The sequence below is a fragment of the Paraburkholderia sp. GAS38 genome (genome assembly GCF_050434965.1).
In the GTDB taxonomy this organism is placed as follows: Bacteria; Pseudomonadota; Gammaproteobacteria; order Burkholderiales; family Burkholderiaceae; genus Paraburkholderia; species Paraburkholderia phenazinium_A.
The window spans coordinates 362,158-378,140 of the sequence record NZ_JBNDJO010000006.1 but is presented as its reverse complement, the minus strand read 5'-3'; the positions used below and the strand labels follow the sequence as shown (position 1 = coordinate 378,140).

The 15,983-nt window shown below is 65.2% G+C and carries 15 protein-coding genes; 9 read left to right on the top strand and 6 right to left on the bottom strand.

Features of this window, described 5'->3' with window-relative positions:
* Positions 1-13: 13 nt before the first annotated feature.
* Positions 14-1,114 (bottom strand): NAD(P)H-dependent flavin oxidoreductase, encoded by a 1,101-nt coding sequence (locus P3T42_RS17545; protein ID WP_429306763.1) that lies wholly within the window; start codon positions 1,112-1,114, stop codon positions 14-16.
* 23 nt (positions 1,115-1,137) lie between these two features.
* Complete coding sequence (locus P3T42_RS17540; RefSeq protein WP_429306762.1) at positions 1,138-2,649, bottom strand: CoA-acylating methylmalonate-semialdehyde dehydrogenase; 1,512 nt, start codon at positions 2,647-2,649, stop codon at positions 1,138-1,140.
* Between the two features lie 108 nt (positions 2,650-2,757).
* Between P3T42_RS17540 and P3T42_RS17535 the strand changes: the two genes are divergently transcribed.
* The 3 genes from P3T42_RS17535 to P3T42_RS17525 all read left to right on the top strand — a co-directional run bounded on the left by P3T42_RS17535 (position 2,758) and on the right by P3T42_RS17525 (position 4,867).
* Positions 2,758-3,699 (top strand): LysR family transcriptional regulator, encoded by a 942-nt coding sequence (locus P3T42_RS17535; RefSeq protein WP_074295507.1) that lies wholly within the window; start codon positions 2,758-2,760, stop codon positions 3,697-3,699.
* A gap of 154 nt (positions 3,700-3,853) precedes the next feature.
* Positions 3,854-4,564: an SDR family NAD(P)-dependent oxidoreductase gene (locus P3T42_RS17530; RefSeq protein WP_074295508.1), complete on the top strand. Its 711-nt coding sequence runs from the start codon at positions 3,854-3,856 to the stop codon at positions 4,562-4,564.
* 66 nt (positions 4,565-4,630) lie between these two features.
* A complete protein-coding gene (locus tag P3T42_RS17525; protein ID WP_074295509.1) occupies positions 4,631-4,867 on the top strand; it encodes a tautomerase family protein in 237 nt (78 codons plus the stop codon).
* A gap of 146 nt (positions 4,868-5,013) precedes the next feature.
* Here P3T42_RS17525 and P3T42_RS17520 read toward each other — a convergent pair whose 3' ends face one another.
* On the bottom strand, positions 5,014-5,439 hold the full coding sequence (locus tag P3T42_RS17520; protein WP_429306761.1) for an organic hydroperoxide resistance protein: 426 nt from the start codon (positions 5,437-5,439) through the stop codon (positions 5,014-5,016).
* A 324-nt stretch (positions 5,440-5,763) separates the two neighbouring features.
* Complete coding sequence (locus P3T42_RS17515; protein WP_074295511.1) at positions 5,764-5,973, bottom strand: hypothetical protein; 210 nt, start codon at positions 5,971-5,973, stop codon at positions 5,764-5,766.
* Between the two features lie 236 nt (positions 5,974-6,209).
* Between P3T42_RS17515 and P3T42_RS17510 the strand changes: the two genes are divergently transcribed.
* From P3T42_RS17510 to P3T42_RS17500, 3 genes are all read left to right on the top strand, one after another.
* Positions 6,210-7,136 (top strand): LysR family transcriptional regulator, encoded by a 927-nt coding sequence (locus tag P3T42_RS17510; RefSeq protein WP_429306760.1) that lies wholly within the window; start codon positions 6,210-6,212, stop codon positions 7,134-7,136.
* Positions 7,137-7,263: 127 nt separating this feature from the next.
* Positions 7,264-8,571 (top strand): MFS transporter, encoded by a 1,308-nt coding sequence (locus P3T42_RS17505; protein WP_429306759.1) that lies wholly within the window; start codon positions 7,264-7,266, stop codon positions 8,569-8,571.
* Positions 8,572-8,927: 356 nt separating this feature from the next.
* Positions 8,928-9,692 carry a flagellar brake protein gene (locus P3T42_RS17500; protein WP_429306758.1) on the top strand — a complete coding sequence of 255 codons (765 nt, stop codon included), beginning with the start codon at positions 8,928-8,930 and terminating at the stop codon, positions 9,690-9,692.
* Between the two features lie 18 nt (positions 9,693-9,710).
* Here P3T42_RS17500 and P3T42_RS17495 read toward each other — a convergent pair whose 3' ends face one another.
* Positions 9,711-10,154, bottom strand: a complete 444-nt coding sequence (locus P3T42_RS17495) for a PRC-barrel domain-containing protein (RefSeq protein ID WP_429306757.1) — start codon at positions 10,152-10,154, stop codon at positions 9,711-9,713.
* A gap of 195 nt (positions 10,155-10,349) precedes the next feature.
* Here P3T42_RS17495 and P3T42_RS17490 point away from each other — a divergent pair, with 195 nt between their 5' ends.
* From P3T42_RS17490 to P3T42_RS17480, 3 genes are all read left to right on the top strand, one after another.
* Entirely contained in the window at positions 10,350-11,066 is a 717-nt protein-coding gene (locus P3T42_RS17490) for an ABC transporter ATP-binding protein (protein WP_074295515.1), read from the top strand.
* Complete coding sequence (locus P3T42_RS17485) at positions 11,059-13,626, top strand: FtsX-like permease family protein (protein WP_429306756.1); 2,568 nt, start codon at positions 11,059-11,061, stop codon at positions 13,624-13,626. The genes P3T42_RS17490 and P3T42_RS17485 overlap by 8 nt, the downstream gene beginning before the upstream one ends.
* Positions 13,627-13,778: 152 nt before the next feature.
* Positions 13,779-14,861 (top strand): lipocalin-like domain-containing protein, encoded by a 1,083-nt coding sequence (locus P3T42_RS17480; protein ID WP_429306755.1) that lies wholly within the window; start codon positions 13,779-13,781, stop codon positions 14,859-14,861.
* A 78-nt stretch (positions 14,862-14,939) separates the two neighbouring features.
* Here P3T42_RS17480 and P3T42_RS17475 read toward each other — a convergent pair whose 3' ends face one another.
* Positions 14,940-15,914 (bottom strand): J domain-containing protein, encoded by a 975-nt coding sequence (locus P3T42_RS17475; protein WP_074295518.1) that lies wholly within the window; start codon positions 15,912-15,914, stop codon positions 14,940-14,942.
* Positions 15,915-15,983: the final 69 nt, after the last annotated feature.

Genomic DNA, 15,983 nt, shown 5'->3' with positions numbered 1-15,983 from the left:
CACGGTATGCACCTCAATTCACCCACTGCGCCAGCCGCACGACACTCTCCTTCATCTCGCGCTCGAGCTGCGCGAACAGTTCGGCTGCCGGCAACGCGCGTGTGAGCGCGGCGGCCTGCCCTGCCCACTGCGCGCCGTAGCCGAACTCACCCTTGGCTTTGGCGGCAGCGTGAAGCGCCTTGCCGGCGTCATAGGCGATCGGATACGCGGGCGGCTGCGGGGCTTGCGGGCCGCTGCCGAGTTCCGTGAACCGGTTGACCATGCTTCTCGCCACGCGCCCGGAAATTGCCGCGGTGAAAGTGGTGCGGCGTGCCGCCTCGCTCAGGATCGTCCGCCGGTAACCGTCGTCGATCGAGGTTTCCGGGCACGCAACAAACGCGGTGCCCAGTTGCGCCGCCTGGGCGCCCAGGGCCAGCGCGGCGGCGATCCCGGCGCCATCCATGATGCCGCCCGCCGCGATCACCGGCAGATCGAATTCCCTGACCAGCAGACGCGTCAGTGCAAAGGTGCCGAGCCGGTCGTCCGTCGCCTCGGGATCGAACACGCCGCGATGGCCGCCGGCCTCGATGCCTTGCGCGACGATCGCGTCGACGCCGGCTGCGGCAACCTGCGCCGCTTCCTGCAGATTGGTCACCGCGGCGAGCAGTTTGATCCCGGCCTTCTTGAGTTCGGCGATCGCTTCGGCCGACGGCAGGCCAAAGTGAAAGCTGACGATTGCCGGCTTCTCTTCGAGAAACACCTCGAGCATGGCGGGGTCCGCCACGAAGCTCGTGTAGATCTCGGACAGCGCTGCCGGCGGCGTGGCGCCGTACTGCGCGAACTGCGGCGCGAGCCAGCTCAACCATTGACGCTCGACATCGGCATCGGCCGTGGCAGGACGATGACAGAACACGTTGATGTTGAACGGCTTCGCGGTCAGCGCCCGCGTCTCCACGATCACCTTGCGGGCGCCTGCCGCGTTCATGGCGCCGACGCCCAGCGAACCGAGGCCGCCCGCATTCGATACGGCCGCCGCCAGCGCCGGTGTGCTCACACCGGCCATGGGCGCCTGAACGATCGGCTTGTCGATGCCCAGCAAGCGCAGCAGCGCGCGGTTGTCAGTCTGATGGGTCATGTCGGCTCCTTTTTGGGTTCGACTTACTTCGCCGTCGGCATCGCAAACTCCGCACCCTTCTCCGTGCTTTCGGGCCAACGCTGCATGATCGACTTCTGCCTGGTGTAAAAGCGCACCCCTTCCTCGCCGTAGGCATGCATGTCGCCGAACAGGCTGCGTTTCCAGCCGCCGAAGCCGTGCCATGCCATCGGCACCGGAATCGGCACATTGATGCCGACCATGCCCACCTCGATGCGGCGGCCGAATTCGCGGGCCACGTGTCCATCGCGTGTGTAGCAGGCCACGCCGTTGCCGAACTCGTGTGCATTGATCAGATCGACGGCTTCCGTGAAGTCCTTGACGCGCACGCACGCCAGCACCGGTCCGAAAATCTCTTCCTTGTAGATGCGCATCTCCGGCGTGACGTGGTCGAACAGCGTACCACCGGTGAAGAAACCGTCTTCGTGGCCCGGCACCTTCAAACCGCGGCCGTCGACGACGAGCTTGGCGCCTTCCTCGACGCCAAGCGCGATGTAACCTTCGATCCGCTCCAGCGCCTGGCGCGTCACGATCGGGCCCATTTCGGCATCCGGCTCCATGCCGTTCTTCACCACCAGACTGCGGGCGCGCTCGGCGAGGCGCGGCATGATCTTGTCGGCCACGTCGCCCACCAGCACCGCCACCGAAATCGCCATGCAGCGCTCGCCGGCCGAGCCGTAGCCTGCGCCGACCAGCGCGTCGATGGCCTGGTCGAGGTCGGCGTCGGGCATCACCACCATGTGGTTTTTCGCGCCGCCCAGCGCCTGCACGCGCTTGCCCTGCTTCGCGCCGGTCTCGTAGATGTAGTTGGCGATGGGCGTCGAACCGACGAAGCTCACGGCCTTCACGTCCGGGTGCGTCAGCAATGCATCAACCACCACCTTGTCGCCCTGCACGACGTTGAAAACGCCGTTGGGCAAGCCTGCCTGCTTCAACAGGTCGGCCATGAAGAGCGACGCCGACGGGTCACGCTCGCTCGGCTTGAGAATAAACGTGTTGCCGGCGGCGATCGCCACCGGGAACATCCAGCACGGCACCATGCACGGGAAGTTGAACGGCGTGATGCCGGCGACGACGCCCAGCGCCTGGCGCGTGGTCCAGTTGTCGATGCCCGTCGACACCTGCTCGGTGTAGTCGCCCTTAAGCAGTTGCGGAATGCCGCAGGCAAATTCGATCACGTCGATACCGCGCGACACTTCGCCTTGCGCATCCGAGAACACCTTGCCGTGTTCGGCCGTGACGATGGCCGCCAGCTCGTCGCGGTGTTTGTTCATCAATTCGAGGAAACGCAGCATGACCCGCGCGCGGCGGATCGGCGGCGTATCGCTCCACGCCGGAAAGGCGGCCTTCGCGCTCGCGACCGCGGCCTCCACATCCGCCGCTTCGCCCAGACGCAGCGTGCGCGGCCGCGCGCCCGTTGCGGGATTGAAGACCGGCTGGGTACGGCTGCCGTTACCGGCGACGCGCTGACCGTGGATGAAATGGCCGACGTCTGCGGTGTCGTTGAAGGCTTGCATGGAGGCTCCTGATCGTTGATGGTCGATCACCTGAGTCTAGGAGCCGGCGACCCATCTGCAAAGGCGCTATCATTGAATTCATTGTTTTCTATAGTGAACAATCAGTGTATGGATAGCCAAAAAATCGAAGGCCTGTGGGTGCATCTGCATTGGCTCAGCGTCCTCGCCGAGCAAGGCAGCTATACCGCGGCGGCGGCCCGCCTCGGCGTCAGCAAGGCGGCCATGAGCCAGCGCATTGCCGAACTGGAGCGCGCCGCGGGAATCTCGCTGGTGCAGCGCACCACGCGCAGCGTGCGCCTCACGGAAGCGGGCCAGCGGCTCGTCGAGGACACCCGCGGCCACTACGAACAGATCGCCAGCAGCTTTTCCAGCGTGCGCGAACTGGCCGGCGTGGCGCGCGGCCTGATCCGGGTGACGGCGCCGGTTGCCTTTGCACGGCAGCAGGTGGTGCCTGAACTCCCGGCGTTTTTGCGGGCCAATCCGGAGGTCCGGGTTCAGCTGGAGGTCTCCGACCGGCTTGCCTCGCTCGCCACCGAAGGCTTCGATCTGGCGATTCGCCATAGCGCGGAAGCGCCCGACTCGCACGTTGCATGGAAACTCTGCCAGACCCAATCGACGATCGTGGCGACGCGCGCCTATCTGCGCAAGCGCGGCACGCCCGTTGCGCCCGAAGACCTTGCCGCCCACGACTGCCTGTTCTATCCGCGCCCGACCGGCGGCGGGATGTGGTCGTTCGAGCGCAGGACCGCGCGCAAGACGGGCGGCGCCCCGGTCACGTTGCCGGTCAACGGGCCGTTCTCCGCCAACAACAGCGAAACGCTGCGCGATGCGGCACTGGACGACATGGGCATTGCGCTGCTGCCGGACTTCACGGCGCAGGCCGCCGTGCGGGCCGGCAAGCTCGTCGTGGTGTTGCCGGAGTGGCGCGTCACGGGAGCGTTCGCCGAGCAGCTCTATGTGCTGCGGCCTTACGCGTCGCATGTGCCGCGTGCCGTGAGCCTGTTCGTCAGCTACCTGCGGGAGCGTTTTGCGGGCGGTTTTCCGCTGTAATGCACCCTCCTCGGCCTTAACTTGTTCCTGCGCGTCACAAGTGTTTGTCCGCGCCGGGTATTCGAACTTGACGCCAATGCGCCTAGATTAGGCACCTATCGGAGCCGCAGGCCCGACCGGTAAAAAGCCGAACCAACCTATTCTGAGGTCTAGCATGAACACGTCAAACAAGGTCGTTGTCGTTACAGGTGCATCACAAGGCATTGGCGCTGAAATCGTGAAGGCGTTCCGCGAACGCGGTTATCGCGTGGTTGCCACCGCGCGCAGCATCAAGCCGTCGGAAGATCCCAACATTCTCACGGTGGCCGGCGACATCGGCGATCCGGACACCGCTCGCCGCGTCATCAGCGAAGGCGTGGCGCGTTTTGGCCGGATCGACACGCTGGTCAACAACGCCGGGATTTTCATCGCCAAACCGTTCACCTCGTACACGGCTGAGGATTACGCCTCGATCATCGCGGTGAACCTGAACGGCTTCTTCTACATCACGCAACTCGCCATTGCGGAGATGGAGAAGAACTCGAGTGGTCACGTCGTCAGCATCAGCACCACCCTTGCGGACTCGGCGATCGAAGGCGTGCCTTCGGTACTCGCTTCGCTGACCAAGGGCGGCCTGAACGCGGCGACCCGCTCGCTCGCGATCGAATACGCGAAACGCGGCATCCGCGCCAACGCGGTCGCGCCGGGCATCATCAAGTCGCCGATGCACGCCGTGGAAACGCATGAGGCACTCGGCGCGCTTCATCCGATGGGTCATATGGGCGAGATGAGCGATGTCGTGAACGCCATCCTGTATCTGGATTCCGCGCCGTTCGTCACGGGCGAAATCCTCCACGTCGACGGCGGCCAGAGCGCCGGCCATTAAGTCGCTTGCGCGATGGGGCGCCGGCTAATGGCGCCCCGTTCGTCAACCCTGCTCAAGGAGAGCACGATGCCTATCGTTACGATTCAGGTCACCCGCGAGGGGACGAAGCCGGGAGCCGATTCCGTCACGGCGGATGAAAAGGCCCAGTTGATCAAAGGTGTGAGCCAGTTGCTGCTAGACGTGCTGAACAAGCCGCTTGAAGCCACGTTTGTGGTGATAGAGGAAGTGGAGACTGGGAACTGGGGCTGGGGCGGGTTGCCGGTTGAAGATTTTCGCAGGCAGCGAGCGTTGAAGCAGGCGTGAGCGCGGGATCGATCATGCGCCGGCCAACGGGCCTTTGAGCGCAACGCTCAGGCGGTACGGAGCGTCGCGCCGCTGTTTCAGAGTTGACGCAAGGAAGGATGCGACTGGCCGCCCATCCCACAGACGGCCAGCCCAGCCATGCGCGCTTATACCAGCGTGAGCGTCACATCGATGTTATTCCTCGTCGCATTCGAATACGGACACACGATGTGGGCCTTCTCGATCAGCGCCTGGGCGGTTTCGCGCGGCACGCCGGGAAGCGATATCTTCAGCTCGACCTGGATGCCGAAGCCATTGGGGATCGGGCCGATGCCCACGCTTCCAGCCACCGAAGCATCCGCCGGCACGGCGATCTTGTCGCGCGCGCCGACGAACTTCATGGCGCCGATGAAGCAGGCGCTGTAGCCGGCGGCGAAGAGCTGTTCCGGGTTGGCGCCCTGCCCTCCGCCACCGCCGAGTTCCTTCGGGGTGGTCAGCTTAAGATCCAGTCCCGAGTCCGGCACCACCGCGCGGCCGTCGCGGCCTCCGGTGGCAGTTGCATGGGCGGTGTAGAGAACCTGTTCAAGTGACATTTCCAGCTCCTTGGATGTTGGGCGAGGATGTGAAGTATCGCGACTGACATACGCAAAGCGGCAGGCACACGCACTGTGTTGCCTGCGAGGGCGGCGCTCAGCGCTTTCGCTATTCAACACCAAATTCTGGAAGAGGCCAAATGAAAGGCGATTTCCGGCACGCGCTTCGTGCAGGAAATCGCCTTGTTGATGTTTGGGTCGAACCCAATTGTGTCGTGGATATGTCTGTCGTGCGCGTCGTGCGCGTTGTACGTACAGGCGCGTCTATATTTCGCATTCCGTACGGATTGTCACGAAGACACTCTCAGGCGGCGACGTCACGTGTCAGTGAAACGAATCGCGCGTGGAAAATGGACTGTGCGAGTCCATCCAGTCATACGTTTCCGTGTTATGCAACCAGGCCCAGTTGCGCGCAGGCTTTTGCGTCTGGTGCAGCGCGGGCGTGACTTGCCCGACGGGCTGAATGTCAAGGCGCGTATCCTTCTCAGCGCCATTGCGGCCGGTGTTTCGCGAGTTCGATGAATTGTGGTTCATGATCTTTCCTGTTCGAAGTTGCGCTGAACGCGCATCAATCCTGCTGCACTCATTCTAGGGATTGCGTGCTGGACATCAACGCGGCCACGGCGAATTCACTGTTTTCGATTCCAGCACAATGGCGGTGGTGGCTCGCCTGCGCGGTGTCTCGACCCATCCGACCCTCCCCAGATACAAAACATGACGCGGACGGTAGACTTCGGCATCGGCTCCGGCCGCACACTCTCTGACGCCACATGGACCGAATCGATGCGATGAAGGTGTTCGTCGCCACGCTGAACGAAGGCAGCCTGGCCGGTGCGGCGCGCCGGCTCGGCCGCTCGCCTGCGGCGGTGAGCCGGGCGATCGCCTTCCTCGAAGAGCACACCGGTGCCGCGCTGCTGCACCGGACCACCCGGACCATCAAGTTGAGCGAAGCCGGCGAGCGCTATGCGTCCGCGTGCCGGCGGATCCTCACCGAGCTCGAGGAAGCCGATCTGCTGGTGGCCGACGAACGCTCTGCGCCGCGCGGTCTGCTCACGGTCACGGCACCGGTCGCCGCCGGCGAGGACGTGCTGCGCGCCATCCTCGACGACTTCATCGACCGTTATCCGGACGTCTCCGTCCGTCTGCAGTTGCTCGACCGTCCGGCGAGCCTGATCGACGAAGGCATCGACGTCGCGCTGCGCATCGCGCATCTGCCGGACTCGACGCTGATCGCGATTCCTGTCGGCGAGGTCCGGCGGGTTGTCGCGGCCTCGCCGCGCTACCTCGCCACGCATCCCCGTATCGACGAACCGGGCGACCTCGCCCAGCATCAGATCATCTCGATGACGCACTTCGGCCTGGACTCCTGGAGCTTTCCGCCGGTGGGCAACGCCACGATTCCGCTCGTCGTGCAATTCACGCCGCGTTTCATCGTCAACACGATTCGGGCAGCCGTTGCCTCGGCGGTCGCGGGCCATGGCGTCACGCGCGTGTTCTCTTATCACGTAGCGCAGGAGGTCAAGCAAGGCACGCTCGAGATCGTCCTGCGCGACAGCGAGCATGCCCCCCTGCCCGTCCATCTCCTCACGCCTCAAGGGCGGCTGTCCGTGCCGAAAGTGCGGGCCTTCGTCGACTTCGCGACCCCACGGCTACGCCGCTATTTCAAGCAACTGCAAGCGCCTGTTGCGACCCGCTAGCCGCATCCATTGAATCGCGCGCCGGAAGAATGTCTTCCGGTACGAGCGGATTCTCTCCTCAATCGGTTCAATCTAGACTGGCTCCATTCAATCCGGTGGTCAATCTGTTTGCCGCGCTGAGGACGAAATGAATCAATCTGCTGATTGCATGTTGGGCCCGGGCCGGCGGACGGCATGCCCAACCTCTCCCACCTCCCCCACATCAACCGCCTCGCTCAGTTACGCCGAGCGCAATGAGCGTCACTGGAAACGCAATCTCGCGGTCTGCGTGTTCGGCTCGTTCACCACGCTCGTCAGCCTGAGCATGCTGTTGCCGTTCCTGCCGCTTTACGTGCGCCAGTTGGGCGTCGACTCGCAGTCGGCGGTGATCCAGTGGTCGGGAATCGCGTTTGGCGCGACCTTCCTCGGCACCGCGGTGACGGCGCCGCTTTGGGGCCGTCTCGCCGACCGCTACGGCCGCAAGCCCATGCTGGTGCGCGCGGCGATCGGCATGGCCATCGTCATGTCGCTGATCGGCGTCGTGCATACGGTTCACGAGCTGGTGGCCCTGCGTCTGATCGCCGGACTGGTGGGCGGCTACTCGTCGGCCTCCACCGTGATGGTCGGCTCGCAGGCGCCACGCGAGCGAGCCGGCTGGGCCCTGGGAATACTCTCGACCGGGGCGCTCGCGGGCAACCTCGTTGGACCGTTGATCGGCGGCCTGCTGCCTGAATGGATCGGAATTCGCGGCACCTTTTTCGCGGGCGGTGCCATCATCGCCGTCGCTGCCTTGCTCACGATCTTCGTCGTCAAGGAGGACTTCAATCCCGCCGATCAGGCAAAACAGCGCGCCCAGGCAACCCGTGCGACCAGCGAGGCCGCCGTCGCGATCAAACGGACCAACTACGCCGTCGTGGCGGCCTTGCTGGTGACGGCGATGATGGTTCTGCTCGCCAACATGTCGATCGAACCGATCATCACCGTCTATATCGGCGCGCTGGGCGTGCCCGCCGCTCACCTGGCCCGCATCGCCGGCGTGGTGATGGCCTGTTCCGCGCTGGGCAGCATGTTGACGGCGGCACGGCTCGGTGCGTTGGCGGATCGTATCGGCGGCTGGAACGTCATCATCGGGTGTCTTGTGCTGACCGGTCTCGTGATGATCCCGCAGGCCTTCGTCACGCAGTGGTGGCAACTGGCCGGCTTGCGCATGCTGATGGGCATGACCCTCGCGGGTCTGCTGCCGTCTATCGCGAAGCTCGCCAGGCATTCGGTCGACGAAAGCAAGACCGGTCAGATGCTCGGCTATCTGCAATCCGCGCAATTCAGCGGGCAGGTTGTCGGTCCGTTGATTGGCGGGCAGATCGGCGTGGCGCTTGGTCTGCACTCGGTGTTCTTCGTCACGGGGACTTTGCTTGTGGCCTGCGCGGGACTCGCGCAATGGGCGCGGAAGTCGTGAAGGAGGCGGGCGGCATGCATCGTCCGCTCGCTTTCCTTCACCGCTGGTTTTACCCAGACCGTCGCTCCGGCATTCCTTCCTGAGCACCTGCCGTAGCGCCTCACGTGGCCGTAACAAGACCCGCATCGTTACGTAGCGGCTCCCGCTAACACCCGCGACGCCGCTTCACCCCATCTCCCCGCAAACCCCCGCCCCAAGCGGCTCGGCGCCCGACGCCGCGCCGCCCGCAGCGTCCTCGGAACAGTTGGCACGGTCCCTGCAGTACAGCCTGCAGAGACCGGGCGCCGACACGTCATACCGCCAGCGCTCATCGAATAACCGGCCGGGCCAAGGCCACCACGTCCACGGACACTACGATGATTGCCGACCTCTTCCTTGATTCCGACCTCGCCGAAGCAGCCAGCGAGATTCACCCGGACTTCGCGCAACACCATCCGCTGCAGATTGCGGTCTGTCTGCGCAAGCTGGTGTCGGGTCAGGACTTCGTGACGGTGGAATTCGGCGGACGGCAAATCGTCACCCAACTGCTCGACGTCGATTCACGCAACGCGCGTCTGATCTTCGACGCAGGCGGCGTCGCCGCAGACAACCACGCCCTGCCGGCCTCGAACCGGCTCGTCTTCCGCAGCCTGCCCGGCGGCATTCGAACGGAGTTCATCACGGCGCGCGCCGAACCGATTGTCTTCGACGGGCGGCTTGCCTTCGAAGCACCGTTCCCGGCCGTCCTGTATTGCGTGCAGCGCCGCGAATATTTTCGCGTCCAGACACCGGTTCTCGACCCATACACCGCCGGCGGACGCTATGCCGACGGCGACGCGTTCATGGTCGAACTGCAGGATCTGTCCTTGGGCGGCGTCGCATTGAGAACCGCCAACGCCCGCTTCGGATCGCTGGAAGCGGGTAGCATCCTGCAGGGTGTGACGGTGCGACTGGGCGACTACGGCACACTGAAACTGGACCTCGAAATCGTCGCGCCGCGCCAAACCCTCAACGCGAGCGGCGAACGACGCTTCGTCATGGGATGCCGGTTCGTTGCGCTGCCCGGTCTCGCCGAGCGTATGCTGCAGCGGGTGATCACGCAACTGGAGACGAAGCGCCAGGCTCTGGTTTCGCGCGACTGAGCGGCAGGTGCGGGCCGCCTATTGCGAGCTGACCTTACTGGGCTTGGTCGCCTTTTCGAGCTTGTTGTACTCGAACTCCGGAACCCGTTTCAAAGCGTCCTTGGTGGCGCCAGCCAGAAAGAGATTGCCGTTGCGGATTTCGAAGTGGTCGACCGGAATCGCGACGTAGTGAATGCCCATTCCCAGAAAGCCGCCTACCGAAAGCACCGCATAGGTAGCCTTGCGATCCGGCGCAATGATCAGGTCGTAGATGCTGCCGACCTTGTCGTTATTGTCGTTGTAAACCGGTTCGTTAACCAGCGCCTTGCGCACGCTCCAGCCGTGCAGCAGGTCGTTGTTTTCTTCGACCGTGCTGCCCAGCGGCTGAATGCCGGCAAGCTGTGCGCGGGCGGCCGGCAATGCACAGGCGAACAGGAGAATGCCGCTGCAGACGAGCGTCTTCGCTTTCATTTTCAGCATCATGATCCCTACCGTTGATGAGAGTCCTGGATAGACACCGGGTAGCACGTGCCATGCCCACCCCCGGCGTGCTGTGCCGCAAACACAAATCCGACGCGCCGGTTAAGATGCTTTCTGGGCCTTCGCTGTCCGGCTCGCCCGACGCCGTCACGCTGCCGTTCGGCTTACACCCCTCATCTCCTGGATCGATCACCCCTCATGCGCGTTGGCGATGAATGCCCTGCCCCGGCGCTCGAATGCCGAAAACTGAGCAAAGCCTACGGGCAGGCTCGCGTGGTCCTCGCGGAACTCGATTTCATGCTCGACCCGGGCGAGTTCGTCGCAATCATGGGCGACTCGGGAGTGGGCAAATCGACCCTGCTCAACCTGATTGCCGGACTCGACGCGCCCGATAGCGGCGACGTCCTGATCGACGGCACACGGGTCTCCGGTCTCGACGACGATGCCGCCACCCGCCTGCGCCGCCAGAAGCTCGGCTTCGTGTTCCAGGCGTTTCACGTGTTGCCGCATCTGACGCTCGCGCAAAACGTCGCGTTGCCGCTGCTGCTCAACAACCTGCCGGCGGCGCACGCACTGGACATGCTCGCGGCGGTCGGCCTCGCGGGACGCGGCGACGACTTCCCACGCCAGTTGTCCGGCGGCGAGTTGCAGCGGGTGGCGATTGCCCGCGCGCTGGTGCACCGTCCCCGGCTGATTCTGGCGGACGAGCCCACCGGCAATCTCGACCCGGATACCGCCCACGAAGTGCTGGCGCTGTTTCGCTCGGAGGCCAAGTCAAACGGCGCCGCGACCATGATGGTGACGCACTCCGAGGCGGCCGCGGCCGTCGCGGATCGCGTGCTGATCCTGAGCGAAGGCGGTCTGCATGCCGCGGACCATGGCAGCGTCCAGCGGGTCCGTTCGCCTCATGAGTGACGTCGCGCCGTCGCAGTCCGCCCACGCGACAGGTCGCACGCGGCTCGCGCGCTGGCTGCTCGAAGCGGAATGGCGCAGCCAGCGGGGCCGCGCCATTGTGGCCGTGGCGACGATCGCGCTCGGCGTCGCGCTCGGTTACGCGGTGCAGTTGATCAACAGCGCGGCGTTCAACGAGTTCTCGGCCGCCGCGCGCAGTCTCTCGGGTCAGGCGGACCTGCAGGTGCGCGGCGCGCAGCCAACCTTCGACGAAGCGTGGTATCCAAAGCTTGCCGATGAACCCGGCGTGGCGCTGGCGAGTCCGGTCCTCGAACTGGACGCCACCGTGCCGGGCAAGAATATGCCGCTGAAAGTGCTCGGCATCGACATCTTCAAAGCCAGCCAGATTGCGCCGGATCTCATCGGCGTGCCGGCTTCGCACAGCCCCATGGATACGCTCGCCGACGACGCCGTGTTTCTATCGCCCGCAGCCCAGCAATGGTTGAACACGGGGATCGGCCAGCACATCGGCTTGCTAAGCGGGACCGCGAGCGTGCCGTTCCGGGTGGCCGGCGGTATCGTCAGGGCGCGGCCAGGTCAACGCATCGCGGTGATGGACATCGCCGCCGCGCAATGGCGCTTCGGGCGGCTCGGCAAACTCTCGCGCGTCGATCTGGAGCTGGCGCGCGGTGTCGACCGGGAAAGTTTCAGGCGCGATCTGCAGGCGCGGCTTGGCCGGCAATGGGTGATCTCCGAACCGCGCGACGTCGACAGCCGGACCGACCGGCTGTCCCGCGCGTATCGCATCAACATGAATGTGCTCGCCTTGGTGGCGCTGTTTACCGGCGCGTTTCTGGTGTTTTCGACCCAGGCGCTGAGCGTCGTGCGGCGCCGCTCGCAGCTTGCCATGCTGCGCGTGCTCGGTTTCACGCGCGGCCAGTTGCTGCGCCAGATCCTGATGGAAGGCGCATTGCTCGGCGTGCTGGGTTCGGTTGCGGGTCTCGCGCTCGGTTATGCGCTGGCCAGCGCGGCGCTGCATTTTTTCGGCAGTGATCTTGGCGGCGGTTATTTCCCTGGCGTGCGTCCGCGCGTCGGTTTCGAGCCGCTGCCGAGCGCGATCTTTCTCGTCCTGGGCATCGGCGTCTCGATACTCGGCAGTCTCGCGCCCGCGCTGGAGGCGGCTCGCGCCCGCCCCGCCGCCGCGCTGAAGGCAGGTAGTGAGGAAGGCGCTTTAGCGAAGCTCGCGACGCCATGGCCCGCGCTGGGTTGCCTCGTCGTCGCCGGCGTACTCACGCAAATGCCGCCGGTTTTCGAGGCGCCCATTCTCGGCTATATCGCCGTCGCCCTACTGCTGGTGGGAGGCATTGCATTGATGCCCCGTTGCACAGCCATGCTGTTCACGGCGATTGGCCGTTCGCGTGCGGGACGCGGCGCGGGGACGACCAGCGCGCTGTCGCTGGCACGGCTTGCCAATGCGCCGGGCCAGGCCTCGGTGGCGATGAGCGGCGTGCTGTCGAGCTTCGCGTTGATCGTTGCCATGGCGATCATGGTGGCGAGCTTCCGCGTCTCCGTCGACGAATGGCTCGAACATCTGCTCTCCGCCAACCTTTACGCCCGCGTGGCGCCAGGCGGCGACACCGGCGTGCTGAGCCTCGACGATCAGGCAAAAATGGCAGCCATAGCGGGCATCAAAACGGCAGCGTTCACCCGTACGTCGCAACTGACGCTGGACCCCGCGCGTCCCGCAGTCGTCGTGCTGGCCCGCGAAATCGACGCCGCCGATCCCGGCGCCAGCCTGCAAATGTCCGGGCCGGTATTGCCGGAAGCGGCCTTGCGCGGCGCGACGCCGGCTTGGGTCTCCGAGGCCATGGTCGACCTATACGGCTACCGGCTGGGACAGCATGTCGAATTGCCGCTCGGCGGACGCAACCGCATGTTGGTCGTGGCCGGCGTCTGGCGCGACTACGTGCGTCAGACGGGGGCGATCGAGTTGCGGCTCGCCGATTATCGGCAACTGACCCACGACACCGGCGCGACCGACGTCGCCATCACCGTCGCACCCGGCGCAAGCGTCGAGCAGGTGATGATGGCCCTGCGCGCGCTGCCGTTCGGCCGCGCGCTGGAGTTCTCCCAGCCCGGCGAGATTCGCGCCCGCTCACTGGGCATCTTCGACCGCAGCTTCGCGGTCACCTACCTGCTCGAGGCGGTGGCCATCGTGATCGGCCTGTTCGGCGTGGCGGCGACGTTCTCGGCGCAGACGCTCGCCCGCTCGCGTGAGTTCGGCATGCTGCGTCACGTGGGCGTGACACGCGTCCAGATACTCGCCATCCTCGCCAAGGAAGGCGGCATGCTGACGGCGCTGGGTATCGTCATGGGGTTCGTGCTCGGCTTTGCCATCAGCCTGATTCTCGTGTTCGTGGTCAATCCGCAGTCGTTTCACTGGAGCATGTCGCTGCATATGCCGTGGCTCGTGTTGAGCCTGGTGGCCGGCGTCATGCTGGTCGCGTCGTGCGCGACGGCCGTGGTCGCAGGACGCCGCGCCGTCTCGGTGGATGCGGTGCGCGCTGTGAAGGAGGATTGGTGATGCGGACGGCAAGCTTGATTGCTTCGTGTCGCGGCTTCATGCGTGCCGTCAATGAGCGGATCAATATCGCACTCCGAACGGTATTGCGCGCACGTCCTGCGCTGTGCGCATGCGCCGTCTCATGCGCTGTCATTGGCTTCGGCACGGCCGCCATGGCAGCGCCTCCCCAATTTGCCGCGGTCGCGCCGGGACATCCGCTGGCCTTCCCGACGGATACAGGCGCACACCCCACGTTCCGGACCGAATGGTGGTACGCCACTGGCTGGCTCAACACGCCGGACGGCAAGCCGCTGGGCTTTCAGATCACATTCTTCCGCTCGGCCACGGAGCATGACGCAACGGACCCGAGCGCCTTCGCGCCGACGCAACTGATCATCGCGCATGCCGCGCTCAGCGATCCGGCTTTCGGCAAGCTGGTGCATGACCAGAAGGTCGCGCGGCAGGGCTTCGGTCTCGCCTATGCGAAACTGGACAACACCGACGTCAAGCTCGATAGCTGGCACATGGTGCGCGCAACCGACGGCCACTACAGCGTGCTGGCCCAGGCCGGCGAGTTCGCGCTGAACCTCTCGCTCACGCCCACCCAGACACCGCTGCTTCAAGGTCAGCAGGGTTACTCGCAGAAAGGTCCGCTTGCCGGCGAGGCGAGCTATTACTACAGCGAGCCGCAACTGCGCGTGAGCGGCAGCGTCACGCGACCGGCGCGTTCGGCTAGCGGTACCGGCGGTGTGGCCGCCGCGGGGGCCAACACACCAGTAAGCGGCGTGGCATGGCTCGACCACGAATGGTCGAGCACGCTGTTGAGTCCCGATTCGGCGGGTTGGGATTGGCTCGGCGCCAATTTCCCGGACGGCTCGGCGCTGATGGCCTTCAAGGTTCGTGGCCGCAATGGCGGTGCGGTTTGGGCGCACGCGGCATTGCGCGACGCGAACGGCAAGCTCACCACCTTCGATCCGGCTCAGGTGGATTTCATCCCGCAGCGGACGTGGCGCTCACCGCGCACCGACACGGTCTATCCGGTGGCGGAAACCGTGAAGACGGGCGCGCTCACGTGGCAACTGGAGCCGCTGCTGGACGATCAGGAAATGGACACCCGCGATTCCACCGGCTCGGCCTACTGGGAAGGCGCGGTGACAGTGAAGCGCGCGGGGCAAGGCGTCGGACACGGGTATCTGGAACTGACGGGATACCAGGCGCCGCTCACGCTGCAGAATACGATGAAAGCGGCGCGGTAATCGCGCCGCGCGTGCCGGCAGTGTCTACGGTGCCCGCAGCACGGGACACAGTGCACTGTGCGCTGTGCCAGGCGTGCGTTAAAGCCCGGCGAGCGTTGCCCATAGCCGCGCTTTCAGGGTGCGGGTGGCGTCGTCCGTGGCCTCGTAGGGCTGGGCCTGCACGATCACGAGACGCCAGAACGACGTGCCGATATGACGCAATTCCACGTGCGTCCTCATGGACGGAGCCGCAATGAGGTGGCCGTCGGTGGACCAGCTCTCGTGACCATCCGTAGTCTCGCGGATGCCGGGCGCGCCGAGCGGCATGGTGGCGGCGTTGTTGCGCAGGTAGGCGGGAATGTATTTGTTGAAGCCGACGCCGGGCAGATCCTCTCGCGCGAAAACGATCGCCGCGCTGCCGTTTGCTTCGGTGAAGGTGTACACCGGTTGGCCGTCGTCGGCGCCCGTCACCGAGAGCTTCCAGATGCCGTCGATGTCGGCGCTCGCGTGGGTGACCGGATTGGTCCATGTGACCGATGGGCCGGCATTCTGCGCGGCGATAGCCTCGCGCCGGCCGCTCGGTTGACGCTGGTTGATATGCCATAACCAGGCAGCGCACAACAGCACGACGAGGACCAACGCAGCAATGGCCTTGCGCGAGAGCCCTCGTTTATTCGTCTGCGTGTAAAAGGCGGCCGCCGCTTCGTAGGCGGCCTGGGAGCCTGGGTTGAACTGGTAGCCTTGGTGGCCCTGATGGCCCGCCGCGAACGGCGGCGAGTCCGCGCCCGCACCGCCGGTGTGCACCTCCGCGCCCTGCTGCGGCTGACCGGCTGACGGCCCCGCCACCTTCGGCGCCTGCCCGTCGCGCGCGGCGAGTTCGCGGTCGTAGGCCGTTCTGCGGTCCGGATCGCCCAACACCGCATAGGCCTCGTTGATGATGCGCATGATGCGCTGTGCGTCGGGGCTGGGGTTCTTGTCGGGGTGGTACCGCTGGCTCAACGCCTTATACGCGGCACGAATCACCTCCGCCGGCGCGCCGCGTGTGACCTTGAGATTGTCGTAATGGGTATGCATAGGCTTTCCAGAGGGACTCTTCCTCGTGTCGACAGCATATCGGCTCAAAAACAAAATGCTTTAAGCGGA